The organism is Sulfuricaulis sp., from assembly GCF_049587675.1.
Taxonomy (GTDB): domain Bacteria; phylum Pseudomonadota; class Gammaproteobacteria; order Acidiferrobacterales; family Sulfurifustaceae; genus Sulfuricaulis.
Map to the genome: position 1 here is coordinate 25,197 of NZ_JBAVEJ010000079.1, position 12,596 is coordinate 37,792.

The window sequence follows — 12,596 nt, forward strand, 5'->3', positions numbered from 1 at the left end:
GGCATGGCCATCATGCGCTGCCGGTTGGCCTGTATTATGCGCAGCCGTAGCCACCCGCACCAGCAATCCAAAAGAGATAACCCGGGTGGGTTTGCCGCCCGGAAGACCGGCGATGAAGGAAGCCTCAACCACCCAGGGGGATATATTTGGTCGGCAAGACGCCGTGTGCGCCCGGGGGGAGGACCTTGCGGATTTCCAATTCCTGGCCGGGCCCCACGCCTTCCTGATGCATCAGATCGATGACCTTGGGGGGAGTAAAGGGAGTCTTGTCCGGATTGAGAACCATGGCCACCTTGGGTTTCAGGCGGCGCGTGCGGTTGACAGAGATCACCACCGCGATGGCGCCGTTGCTGAGTTCGACGACGCTGCCGATGGGGTAGATGCCCATGCACTGGATGAACTGCTCGACCAGTACCGGTTGAAAATCGCGCCCGCGCCAAGAGTACATTTTTTTCAGGGCATCGTGCGCCGACATGCCGGCGTGATAGGAGCGGTCCGACGTGATGGCATCATAACAGTCAACGATGGCCCCGACGGAACCGAAGAGTCCGATGTCTTCTCCCTTGGCGCCGATGGCGTAGCCGCCGCCCGCATAGCGTTCGTGATGGAACCTGGCGACATCAATCGCCACGGAGGGAATGCCGTGGGTTTGTTCGAGAATATCGACGCCGCAGGGGACGTGACTTTTCATGAGAGTGAATTCTTCTTCCGTCAGCTTGCCCGGCTTGTTGATGATATCGTTCGGGACTTTCATTTTGCCGACATCATGCAGCAGTGCGCCAAGCCCGAGCAGGTTCAGCTCCTCGTTCGAAAGATCCAGATGACGACCGAAGGCGAGCGCCAGCACGCACACGCGCAGACTGTGGAGCGCGGTGTATTCGTCCTTGTTTTTGAGCTGGTTGAGGCACATGAGCGCATCCGGGTTGCGGATGACGCTGTCGACCATGTCGGCAACGACTTTTTTAGCGCCACTGGTGTCGATGCTGCGGCCGAGACGCACGTCCTCCATGATGTCGTAGACCGCCTCGCGGGTCTTGGTCACGACGATTTTGGCTTGGCCGATTTCCTCGTCGAGTGTTGTTAAATCCTGATACCGCGGTGCGTGGCGATGCCACGGGGCGAAATTCTCCACCACCTTTTCGAGGTGGATGACGCGCTCCTTGGAATCGTCCCCGGTCGTCAACGCCGTGAATGACGTTGCCGTAACGCGCCGTGGCTTCGGAGAGACATCGGAACCTTCATCGGTGTCGATGAAGACGTGCTTGCAGTGCTGCTTGAGCTGCTCGATTTCCTCATCCGACGTGATCTCGAAGCCCTGAAACAGGAATGGCGTATCGCGCCAATTCCGGTCCAGCTCGGACACGTACATGCCCGAGCGCAGATCCTCGACGGAAACCTTCTTCTTCATGATGTTAAAGATAGCAGCAAGAACCGCGCCAAATTGGCGCGAATTCAGGGGGTAGGAGCAAAAAACGGCTTAGGCTTTCTGCTTGTTTTCAAGCATTTTATAGATTATCGGCGTGAGGATGATTTCCATGGCAAAGCCCATTTTGGCGCCAGGCACGACGATGTTATTGGGGCGGGACATGAACGAGTCGTGGATCATGCTTAAAAAGTAGGGGAAATCGACATTTTTCGGGTCGCGGAAACGGATCACGACCAAGCTCTCGTCCGGCGTGGGGATGTCGCGCGCGATGAAGGGGTTGGAGGTGTCCACGATCGGCACGCGCTGAAAGTCGATGTGGGAGCGCGAGAACTGCGGTGTGATGTAGTGCACGTAATCGTACATGCGTCGCAAGATGGTGTCGACCACGGCTTCGGCGGAGTAACCGCGCTGGGCGGTATCGCGCTGAATCTTCTGGATCCATTCGAGGTTGACGATCGGCACCACGCCGACCAACAGATCCACCCACTTGGAGACATCCACGCCGGCCTTGGCGTCCACGACGCCGCCGTGCAGGCCTTCATAGAACATGAGATCGGTGCCGGAGGGGATGTCTTCCCATGGGGTGAACTCGCCGGCCTTGAGCGCCATGCCAAGTCGCTTGTTGTGTTCGGCGGCTTCTTCTTCGTTGTGCAGGTAGTAGCGTTTCTTGCCCGTGCCGGTTTCGCCGTAGGTCTTGAACTGTTTTTCCAGCTCATCGAAAATGTTGGCCTCGGGACCGAAATGGCTGAAGTTACGGTTGCCGCTGGCTTCAGCTTTTTTCATCGCCTCGCGCATCTCGGCGCGGTTGTAACGGTGGAAGCTGTCTCCTTCCACGACCGCAGCGTTGATCTGCGCCCGCCGGAAAATATGCTCGAAAGCAACCTTGACGGTGGAGGTGCCGGCGCCGCTCGAGCCGGTGACGGAGATGATCGGGTGCTTCTTGGACATCGAATGAGTTCCTTCCGGCGACTGAAAGCGGGACATTCTACCTCAGAGAGAGATATTTTCGCTATTGACCCGGCATGGGGGTTTATAAATGAAGGCGGCTATAGGTATTGTCCGATATCCGCTACGGACATGCCGGTCAATAGCGGATACCGCTCGCCGTGGGGCGCGGTACCCGTCCCACGTCAAACAGCGTAGCCGGGATTGCCGGAAGCGCCTTTGAGCCGGGGAATATAGGGCTTGCCGATGCGGACGGTTTTCGCCGCACGCAGATAATCGGCCACCACGTTCCAGACGGGTTTGCCGGGCTCGATCGGTTGGACACTGGCCCAGCCGGCGACTTTGTATTTTTTCACGGCATTGAGCGGCTTGCCTTTTATCGTCACGTTTTGGATGCGGCGGCCGCGTCGCTGGGCGAGATCGAGCGTGTACTGCAGTCCACCGACGCGCACCATGTCCCCACCCTGCTGATAGTAAGGATCTGGGTGGTACAGGTTGTCGGCAACGTCCTCCATGATCACCTTGATCTGCTCGCCGGTCAGTTGGTTCACGGTGGCCGTCGCATAGGTGATGGCGGTCTGGTCCATGAGGTTGTCCATGGTGATCGCGTCTCCCGGTAGCAGCGTGGTGCCCCAGCGGAAGCCTGGCGAGAACGCCATGTCCGCGCCTTGAACCGCGAGCAGAGCGTCCACGATCAGCTGGTCGAAAGTGCCATTGAAATTTCCGCGGCGGTAAAGCATCCCTTCGGTCACCGCGAGTTTCTCGCTGAGCTTGTCCTGGAACGGCGCTCGCACCTTTTCAATGTAAGCGGCCATCTCCTTGTCGGCCGGCAAGAGGTTTGCGAACACCGGCAGCAGTTTGTAGCGGTAACCGCGCAGCTTGCCGTCCTTCACGTCGAGATCGAGCAACGACAGGAATTTCCCGTTGCAGCCGGAGTTGATAACCAGCGTTTGGCCACCGCGGTTCTTGATGACGCTGGGCGCAGGCACAGCGTCATGCGTGTGTCCGCCGAGGATGGCATCGATGCCGCTTACGCGGCTTGCCATCTTGAGGTCCACGTCCATGCCGTTGTGCGACAGCACCACGACCAGCTGCGCGCCCTTGCCACGCACCTCGTCCACCATTTTCTGCATGTGATCGTCGTTGATGCCAAAGGTCCAGTCAGGGATGAGATAGCGCGGATTGGCGATCGGCGTGTACGGGAATGCCTGACCGATGATAGCGACCGGCACCTTGTTGATCTCGCGGATGACGTAGGGCTTGAAGATCAGCTCGCCCCAAGTGGCGTCGCTGACGTTCTGCGCCAGGAAATCGATGTGACCCTTCAGGTCATTATCGACAATCTGCTTCACACGCTCGGCACCGTAGGTGAATTCCCAGTGTGCAGTCATGATGTCAACGCCGAGCAGTTTTTGCGCATCGACCATGTCCTGTCCCTTGGTCCACAGCGAGGTGGCCGATCCCTGCCAGGTGTCGCCACCGTCCAGTAACAGCGTACGGTCCGGACGGCTGGCGCGAAGGTTCTTCACCAGCGTGGCGAGATGGGCGAAGCCACCGATCTTGCCGTAGCGGCGCGCGGCCTGCTCGAAATCGAGATAGGTGAACGCGTGCGCTTCAAGGGAGCCAGGTGCGATCTTGAAATGTTTGAGCAGCGCTTCGCCGACCAGATGCGGGGGTTTTCCGCGCGCCGCGCCTACGCCGATATTGACGTTGGGTTCGCGGAAGTAGGTTGGAATCAACTGCGCGTGACAATCGGTCATGTGCAACAGGCTGACATTGCCGAAGGGCGGTACATCATAGAGGGCGTCCGTCTTTTTATCATCGGCGGTGGCCTTGCGGCCGAGAATGCCGTCATCGATAACAAGACCGGCGGCGGCCCCGACGGCAAGCATTTGCAGGAATTCACGTCGCGAAAGGCTCATGATCAGTTCTGTCTCAAGGAGTGCAAACCAGGGAAAATTCTAATGGACAACTCAGGGCCATGCTACCGTCTTTGTATAAGACGCGCGGAACGATCTGCGTATTCCTTGGAAAAGAAAAAACCCGGCGTTTTTGGCGCCGGGTTTCAATTTGAATATTGGATGATTTTACTTGGCCTAGTTACGCATGGCCGGCGCCGTGAGGGGCAGACCGCTGCTCATGTAGGTCTCATAGAGCTGAAGGTTATTGTAAATCTCGCTGCCGTGCTTGAAAGGCTTGGCGCGCACCTGCGAATTGCAGGTCTTGTAGCGCTGGTGAATGGTTTCCAGACGACCCCATTCCAGACGCTGGGCCGGCCATGCCGTGGTGTGGCCGAGCGCGGCGCTGAGCGGCTGATTGCCGCCGAAGTTCTTGCCCGCCAGATCCATGTGACAGTTGGAGCAGGCAAAGTTGAGCTGACCGCGCCGCTGCCACCAGAACTTCTTGCCCTCTTCGTAGGCTTTGACGGCGCCGGGGCTGGAGAGATCGATCTTGATACGCTGTCCTGCTGAAAGCGAGTAGAAATACGCAGTCAACTGGGCCAGCTTGACGCGCGCCGCCTGGTCCTTGTCGAGATCGGTGAATTCGGGTTCACCGTTTTTCTTCAGGCAATCGTTCAGATCCATCTCCGCGGTGCGGACCTTCTGGCTGGCTTCATCCCAATAGGGGTAGCCCTGGGCGATGTTTTTGCCTCCATTCTTGAAGCAGCTGGCGAAGGTCTTGCCGTTCTTGAACGGCGTTTCCCATCGTTTTTTGCCGTCCGCCACTCCCAGCTCGAACGGAGGGAATTCGTTTAACAACTTCCATTGATCACGGTACTCCTGCATGTCCGGAAGGGCATAGAGACCGTTGGCGTACTCATCGAACGGGACCGTAGGAAATTTCTTTTTGAAAAATTCCCTCAAATTATTGAGATCGGCAGCCGGGTCGGCAACGGCCGCTGATGTTGTTCCAGCAATCACGCCCAGCACTGCCAGAATTAGTAATATTTTTTTCATCGCGGGTTCTCCTTTGGTGTATTCACGGGCCGCTTTAAGCGGCGCACTCTATCAGCCGATAGTAGCTTCCCCACTACCGCTTTCTCCCTTGTTGTCGCTCCAGGTGACCTTGAGCTTGTCGCCGGCTTTGGCGCCCTTGAGCTTGATACCGACCAGCGGATCTGTTGAAACCGCCGGGCCGAGATCGGCATTGGCCACTTCCTTGCCATTCAGCGCAAAGGTCATTTTCTCGATAAAGTGTGCAGGAATCTTCTTATCCTTGTCTTTGGGATCCGGACGCAAGCCGCTTTCCATCGGATGACTCACCAGCACCAGAACGTCTGTATCGCCGCCCTGGGTTTTGGTCCGTATTTTCGTCTGTCTATCTGCCATGTTATGTTCCTCAACAATATTCGTTCAATGACGTCACAGGGCTAGCCCCCGCAACCGCCCGCCGTGACCTTGATGTTCTGCTTGGCCATGTAGAGCTTGCCGCCGGATTTGACCACGGCGTAGACATCCGAGGTCTCGGCCATCTTCATGCGCGCGGAGAAATAGCCCTCGGCCCCGGAGAAGGAGGCATGGGCCACCAGCGGGCTGGGGTTTTTCTCCACGAATACCGCGATGGCCTCGACGTTGGGCATCTCGGCGGTTACCTGGACCTGAACCTGGGCGCTGTTTTCGGCCTGAGCCGGCGCCTTCAGCTTGATCGATGCCGAGGGGCTCATCTGCGAGGAGCCGAACAGGGCCTGGACTGCCTCATCGATTTTCTTGGCACCGAAGGCGGCCTTGGGCCACTCGGCGGCTAACGCCCAGCCGGGGGCGAAAAGGCTCGAGCCGGCGCTCACCAGCACTGCGCTCGCCAAGGTGTGCTTTAGGAAGGTACGACGGGGAAGATGGGTCACGGGGTCCTCCAAATATTTGAGAATGATTTCACAACCATAAAAATAATGTTGCTTGAAGCGTTGGATGCGATGCAGACATCACAACGACAGAACAAACTCAACAACCTTGTCAACTTCATCCGGGGTCAGAATCTGATTCCGGCCAAACGGCGGCATAACCGAATGCGGGTTGGCTTTGTTGGAGTCCCAGATCTGGTCGCGCAGCTTGGCCTTATCGGGAAAACGCTGCTGCATGGAAACCAGCGGCGGCGCGATGTTTCCGTGTGCAATGCCGGCAATGGCGTGACAGCCCATGCAGTTGCCCTTGGTGCGATTAATGGCAATGCAGCCGCCCTGGGTTACGGCATCCTTGGGCGGATTGGCCTTGTCATTGCATACGGCGCTATTTGGTGCCTCGCCTGCGGCTTGTGCGACAGGCGCGCTCAGCAACGAACCTACCCCCAGCAGCACCGTGGCGGTGCCGGAAATAACGAAGTTGGCGATTTTCTGCATTGCTCCTCCTGCATGTTTCTTGTTGAACAAAGCGACCGCTGAATATTGAGGCATCACAAACAATTTGAACATGTTCGATCGGTTGGTTCTAGCTTGCCTTGGATCGAGCTTGTCCCGCTGCCTCAAAAATCTCACCGGTTTCGCATAGGCCATACAAGCATGAAAATAACGTTCTTTCATGCCTGCCATGAGAGACAAAAGTAGAGTAACCATCTTGCCAAGAATGACAAGCCCCCATTTTGAGCCCCGGCACTGTATATAAGCATCTGTTAATGTAAGCCGTCCGTATCAATGAAAAACCGGCCCTGCGCCCTTATGGCTAGCCTGTGAGACGCGATAACCCGGGCGGATATTCCAAGAAAATGGAATGCGAGTCGGATTACTTCCCCTGATAGATCGCCATTTCTTCCTTAATCGCCGCTATCCGCGCCTCGAGGCTGGATTGCAGATAAAAATTGTCCCCTGCGTAGCGGGTCGCGATCTGTAGCTGTTGGATAGCGGCGTTGGGATTGCCGCTGAAATAGTAATATTCAGCGAGGGCCTTATGGGACTCAAAGGAAGAATTCATGCCGCCGGCTGCCTGGGCCAGCATCTGGTATAACACCGGGCTCTCCGGGCGCTGCTGCAGCGCCGTTTTGAGCAGATCCCTGGCCTGTCGGTAATGGCCGGTTTTCAGCAGTGCACTGGCGTAATATTGTACCAATGCCGCATCGGTGGACGATTTGGCATAGGCATCGGCGTAAATACCGAGCGCCTGCTTGTTGTGTTCCATGGCCATCTCGGCTTCTGCATCGAGAATGCGATAGGAGGGTTTGCCCGGATGGCGCTCGATGAGTTTCAGGGCCTCGGCGCGCGCCGCCGCCGGCTGACGTGTGCGCAGCAGCGCTACTGCATAGCCGTAACGCTCCGCGTCGATATTGCGGTATTTTCCCTGCGCCAGGTTTTCCTTGAAGCTGCGGACAATTTCATCCGGATTGCCATCAGATGACAGGGCACGGATCTTGGCGCGCACATGCAGAAAGTCGCTGCTGTCGATAACCGGGCGGACCGGATATTTTTCCGCACGGTTGCGTGAATCGGCGATACGATTGGTCGTGACCGGATGTGTGCGCAGGAATTCAGGAAGGTTGGTCTCGTTCAATCGGTTGATATTCTGCATTCGTTCGAAGAATGCCGGCATGGCGCGCGGGTCGTAGTTGGACTGCGCCAGGATTTGCATGCCGATACGATCGGCTTCTTCTTCGAAAGTGCGTGTGTAGTTGATGCCTTTCTGGGCGACCGCCGCGCTGGTCAGCGCGATGGCGGCTTCGCCGCCCTGATGGCCGGAGGTTGCCAGCAGTATGCCGGCCAGAATCGCCGCCATGGCCGGCAAAGTGGTGCGTTGTGATTCGGCAATCATTCGCGGAATGTGTCGCTGCGTGATGTGCGCGATTTCGTGCGCCAGCACCGAGACGAGCTCAGCCTCGTCCTGGGTCGCCAATATCAACCCCGTGTGCACGCCAATGAATCCGCCGGGAAGGGCAAAGGCGTTGATGGTTGGATTATCGATGACAAAAAACCGGAAATCCTGTTGCGGGTTATCGCTGTGAGACACCAGCTTCCGGCCGAGCGATTGGATGTATTCGCTGATCTCGGGATCGTCCATGAACGCCAGCGAGCGATGCGACTGACGCATCAGGTCTTCCCCCAGTTTGCGCTCTTGTGCCGGCGAGATGACCGTGAGCGATTCATCACCGAGATCCGGAAGATTGGCTGTGTCGGCGTACGCGGGGGCTTGGCCAAGCTGACACAAGAGGGTTACGGCAAGCAATGCACGGCAGGACTTAAGCCACATGGCCAATATTGTAGGGACGTTGCGTTAAAACATCGATGTGCAAGCGGTGCGCCGTATTGGTGAGCCTTGGCCTGATTTGGCCGAGTAATGACCGGTCGCCGGCATGTCGGCAATCTCGCGTAATACACAAGTCATTTCAGTGCCGGTTTTGACCGCAAGTGGTTTAGTCAAGTTTCAACATCTGCATAAAATTGTTTATGCCAGGCACTAAATTTTTCCTGAAAGTATTATACTTTTGTTTTTCAAAGGGTTACATGGTGCTTGGGTCATCTCCCGGTAAGCTTGCCGATCCTTGGCTGGACGATGACGCCAAGGGTATGGATGACATTCCTGCCCTGTTTAATCCTAAATTAGAATTCTATAATATAGTTGCGTTCATGATTATGAATTTCATCGAATTTTTTTTGACGAGGAGGAAAAATGGCTGATCAAGATCTCGACGCACGCGGATTGAACTGTCCGCTTCCCATTCTGCGCGCCAAGAAAGCGCTTAACACACTGACCACCGGACAGACGTTGCGCATCATCGCCACCGATCCAGGATCGGTAAAGGATTTCGAGGCGTTTGCCAAGCAGACAGGCAACCAATTGATGGAGTCCGCCGAAGCCAACGGCGAATACTCTTTTGTACTGAAGAAGGCGTAATCCTGTCATTGAAAATCCGACCACTTAATTATTTGCGTGGGGAGATATGGCCGATCAGGAATACGACGCACGCGGAGTGAACCGTTCGCTTCGCATTTTGCGCACCAGAAAGCGCTGAAAACACTGATCACCGGTTAGACACCATAATCGTCGCAACCGATCCAGGATAAGAGGGGCACAAATTGTGCCCCTTTTTGTTTGCCCCATCCCCGGGTTCGCCCCTTTCGGGCACCAGCGCCATAAGGCGGCGCTGTCCAAATTCAGTTCTATGTTCGATCATTCTGTCTCGCTATGAGCTCCAGGGCTTGCCTTGCGGCGCTTCGCTTCGTGGATAATTCTCAGGCAGCTATTCACCCGGCACCATTGTTCCGGAATGAGGGAAGGAGCATTAATGCCGGCCACCAAGGAAAATCACGCCATCGCCATCACGATCTATCGCGCTCACCCGAAGACGTGCAGCTCTTCACGGCCGCGACGACTGCGCAGGGGGGTTGGCCGAGAGCCTGATGCATCGTATCCGCCTGCACCCACTGTCTCATCACCTACCCTGAAGGCTGCCGTGCCAATTGCGCCTGTTGTGGCCGGGTGCGGCATCGGGAAGAGACGCGCGACTATGCCGACTGCAATCGCATCCGCGTCGACTGGCTGGCGGTGCATCACGAGGAAATCATTGCGCGCGTCAAAAATAGCGAAGGCAGTAAGCAGTTCAAACGCATGTGTATTTCCAGAATCAGCCATCCCGATTCCCATGACGATATCTTTTTCAGTCCCACAATGCTCGATTACTGTCTCCGACGCGGATGCGCGATCTGGACGCGGATATCTCGCCGATCGTTGGACGGCGTGACACTGGGATAATCAATCGCACCCGCGGGCGCTGTGTCAACAGCTCGAACAAGTGGGGCAAGAACTGGCGCACGCACGAATAGGTCGTGGAAATCGTCGGGCCGGAACAATTCGGCACACACCTCATCTGCGCCATGGGCGATACCGAACAGGATATCCCGAAGGTAGCGCAGAAGATCCGCGACATGGGCGGGCATAATCAAATTTTGTGTTCTTCCCGGAGCGCATCTCGTAGATGGGAGAGTGGGAGACGGCTCCGCGCGATCAGCAGCAGCGGGCGTTACTGGCGTATTTTCTCATTGAGTTATACCGGCAGGGATATCAACCAGATGCAGTTTGACGCATCGGTCGTTTGACCGATTTCGGCATGGACAGGGACGCGCTGGAGTTGCTGGAGGATTCCGGCAAACCGTTTCAGACCTCCGGACGCCCCGGGCATGACAACGAGATTTCCGCCTGCAATCGTCACTTTGGTGGGAGATATCCGCTCATTTTTGTTTGCCCTTAATACCCGCGACGTGGTGCTGGTGCGTCGGCAGATTCGGGGAGACGAAGTGAATACTTATAATGAAGAAGCGCCAAACTGAAGCAATAACGCCGTGTTTCAGGGAGTCACTGGCCGGGGTCTGCAAATTCACTAAATAGACTGATATTCATGTACTTAGTTACATTTCCTACTAGTAACGTTAAGTAATTGACATTTCTGCAGCGTCATCTTTACTTGCCCTAAGTGTTGCAACTCAGGGACTGTTGTCGTTACGCATGCAACAGCGCTGTTCTGAGTGAATAAGATCCGGGGCTTTCATTCTGGCGGCAAGAACAGGTTGAAGAGAGTATTTCCCACAGAAGAATAATCCAGATTGGTGGCTTCAGATTTTGGCGATTCACCTGGGAGCATGACGCTCCTTAACATTTTCGGAGGGTAGTGACATGTCGGGTATGAAAAGGAATCTAGTTCTGGCTTTGGCCGTAGCGGCGGCAGTAGCGGCGCCGAGCGCATTTGCCACCTATGGCTATTTCTCTCACGGTTATGGAATGAAGTCGAAAGGCATGGCGGGCGCAGTAACGGCACTGGCCGATGATACTTTCGGTGGCGCGAATAACCCGGCGAGCATGGTGTGGGTCGGAAATCGTGTTGACTTCGGTTTGGACTGGTTCAGTCCGGACCGTAGCATGGAACGCACGGGATCAACTGGAGCGTTTCCACCGAATTTGAATATTGATGCCACCGCTGTGAGCGACAGCACGGATTTCTTTATTCCTGAATTTGGTTACAACGCCATGATCAATCCCGACATGTCATTCGGCGTTACTGTTTATGGCAACGGCGGCATGAACACGAATTATCCCACGGGCCAGATTCCTGGCCCAGGGGTCTGTAACGCTTTTGGCGTTGCAGGCACGAGTTTCAACGCTCTATGTGGTAACACGGCCTTGGGCGTGGACTTGATGCAGCTCATTATTGCACCGACATTTGCCTACAAAATAACCAGCAATAACTCAGTTGGTATTTCTCCATTGTTGGCCTATCAAAAGTTCAAGGCCGAAGGTTTGCAGGCATTCGACAACCCGGGCTTTAGTTCGAGTCCGGGTAATGTGACCAATAATGGATATTCCGGATCCACCGGTGTCGGTGTTCGTGTCGGTTGGTTGGGAAAATTTACCGAATCTTTCTCGGCGGGCGCGGCCTATTCAAGCAAGATTACCATGAGTAAGTTTGATAAGTATAAAGGACTCTTCGCCGAGGAGGGTCAGTTTGACATGCCCTCGAATTACAACGCCGGTATCGCCTTGAAAGCCATGCCGCAAATGACGTTTACCCTGGATTATCAGGTGATCAAATACTCCGATAGCAAGGCAGTAAACAACCCAAGCACCAACACAGGTTTATTGGGCACCGACAGCGGACGTGGTTTCGGTTGGGACGACGTGAGCGTGATGAAAATCGGGTTTGAGTACAAGGCCAGCAGCGCTACGACCTATCGCGCCGGGTATGGCAAGACCGACAACCCGATCCAGTCACGCGACGTGACGTTCAATATCCTTGCCCCGGGCGTCGTCGAGGACCATTTCACATTGGGCTTTACGCATGCCTTGGACAAGGATTCCGAGCTGACCATGGCATTCATGCACGCTTCCGAGAACTCAGTTAGCGGTAACTCGCTGTTTTCTGGACTCACCGGAGGAAATGGCGGTCAAGAGACTATCAAGATGAGCCAAAAATCACTTGGTATCGGTTGGGGCAAGAAGTGGTAAGGGTTAAAGCATAAGAATAGTCTGTCATTGAAGGGCTGGAAGTAATTCCAGCCCTTTTATTTTATTTCGGAGACATAAGTTATGTGGACCAAATTCCTTAACACGTTCATCCTCGCCATCATGGCGGTTCTTTGGATGTCCAGCCAGGCTGCGGCAGAAACGCTCAAGCCTTTTATTCTGGGTGACACGCCTCCCGGGGATCTCAAGCAGGTGGCAGAAGCGGTGAAATTGAAGGTGACCGCCGCGGGATTTGAAATCGTCGGCAGTTATTCGCCTTTCGCCAGCGCCATTGTGATCTGCGTCACCAACAA

At 55.6% G+C, this 12,596-nt stretch carries 13 protein-coding genes and 1 pseudogene; 5 read left to right on the forward strand and 9 right to left on the reverse strand.

Annotated features, from left to right (window positions below; genetic code table 11):
* Positions 1–124: 124 nt before the first annotated feature.
* The 8 genes from WB402_RS04210 to WB402_RS04245 all read right to left on the reverse strand — a co-directional run bounded on the left by WB402_RS04210 (position 125) and on the right by WB402_RS04245 (position 8,538).
* A complete protein-coding gene (locus WB402_RS04210) occupies positions 125–1,408 on the reverse strand; it encodes an HD-GYP domain-containing protein (RefSeq protein ID WP_424205667.1) in 1,284 nt (427 codons plus the stop codon).
* Between the two features lie 69 nt (positions 1,409–1,477).
* Positions 1,478–2,374: a phosphoribulokinase gene (locus tag WB402_RS04215; protein ID WP_424205668.1), complete on the reverse strand. Its 897-nt coding sequence runs from the start codon at positions 2,372–2,374 to the stop codon at positions 1,478–1,480.
* A gap of 182 nt (positions 2,375–2,556) precedes the next feature.
* Entirely contained in the window at positions 2,557–4,293 is a 1,737-nt protein-coding gene (gene soxB / locus WB402_RS04220) for a thiosulfohydrolase SoxB (RefSeq protein WP_424205669.1), read from the reverse strand.
* A gap of 174 nt (positions 4,294–4,467) precedes the next feature.
* On the reverse strand, positions 4,468–5,328 hold the full coding sequence (soxA, locus tag WB402_RS04225) for a sulfur oxidation c-type cytochrome SoxA (RefSeq protein WP_424205670.1): 861 nt from the start codon (positions 5,326–5,328) through the stop codon (positions 4,468–4,470).
* 51 nt (positions 5,329–5,379) lie between these two features.
* Positions 5,380–5,700: a thiosulfate oxidation carrier complex protein SoxZ gene (gene soxZ, locus WB402_RS04230; protein ID WP_424205671.1), complete on the reverse strand. Its 321-nt coding sequence runs from the start codon at positions 5,698–5,700 to the stop codon at positions 5,380–5,382.
* Between the two features lie 41 nt (positions 5,701–5,741).
* Positions 5,742–6,212 (reverse strand): thiosulfate oxidation carrier protein SoxY, encoded by a 471-nt coding sequence (gene soxY / locus WB402_RS04235; protein WP_424205672.1) that lies wholly within the window; start codon positions 6,210–6,212, stop codon positions 5,742–5,744.
* A 78-nt stretch (positions 6,213–6,290) separates the two neighbouring features.
* Entirely contained in the window at positions 6,291–6,884 is a 594-nt protein-coding gene (gene soxX, locus WB402_RS04240) for a sulfur oxidation c-type cytochrome SoxX (protein ID WP_424205673.1), read from the reverse strand.
* Between the two features lie 199 nt (positions 6,885–7,083).
* The gene (locus WB402_RS04245) at positions 7,084–8,538 is read right to left on the reverse strand and encodes a M48 family metalloprotease (RefSeq protein ID WP_424205674.1); all 1,455 of its coding nucleotides are present in this window, start codon (positions 8,536–8,538) and stop codon (positions 7,084–7,086) included.
* A 420-nt stretch (positions 8,539–8,958) separates the two neighbouring features.
* Between WB402_RS04245 and WB402_RS04250 the strand changes: the two genes are divergently transcribed.
* The gene (locus tag WB402_RS04250; protein ID WP_424205675.1) at positions 8,959–9,183 is read left to right on the forward strand and encodes a sulfurtransferase TusA family protein; all 225 of its coding nucleotides are present in this window, start codon (positions 8,959–8,961) and stop codon (positions 9,181–9,183) included.
* A 441-nt stretch (positions 9,184–9,624) separates the two neighbouring features.
* Here the strand turns inward: WB402_RS04250 and WB402_RS04255 are convergent, their stop codons facing one another.
* Entirely contained in the window at positions 9,625–9,933 is a 309-nt protein-coding gene (locus WB402_RS04255) for a hypothetical protein (RefSeq protein ID WP_424205676.1), read from the reverse strand.
* A gap of 182 nt (positions 9,934–10,115) precedes the next feature.
* Between WB402_RS04255 and WB402_RS04260 the strand changes: the two genes are divergently transcribed.
* The 4 genes and pseudogenes from WB402_RS04260 to WB402_RS04275 form a co-directional block, all read left to right on the forward strand.
* Entirely contained in the window at positions 10,116–10,385 is a 270-nt protein-coding gene (locus WB402_RS04260; protein WP_424205677.1) for a hypothetical protein, read from the forward strand.
* Between the two features lie 81 nt (positions 10,386–10,466).
* Positions 10,467–10,616 (forward strand): hypothetical protein, encoded by a 150-nt coding sequence (locus tag WB402_RS04265; RefSeq protein WP_424205678.1) that lies wholly within the window; start codon positions 10,467–10,469, stop codon positions 10,614–10,616.
* 343 nt (positions 10,617–10,959) lie between these two features.
* Positions 10,960–12,285 (forward strand): OmpP1/FadL family transporter, encoded by a 1,326-nt coding sequence (locus tag WB402_RS04270; RefSeq protein WP_424205679.1) that lies wholly within the window; start codon positions 10,960–10,962, stop codon positions 12,283–12,285.
* An 81-nt stretch (positions 12,286–12,366) separates the two neighbouring features.
* Positions 12,367–12,596, forward strand: a pseudogene (locus WB402_RS04275) (hypothetical protein); the annotation flags it as partial.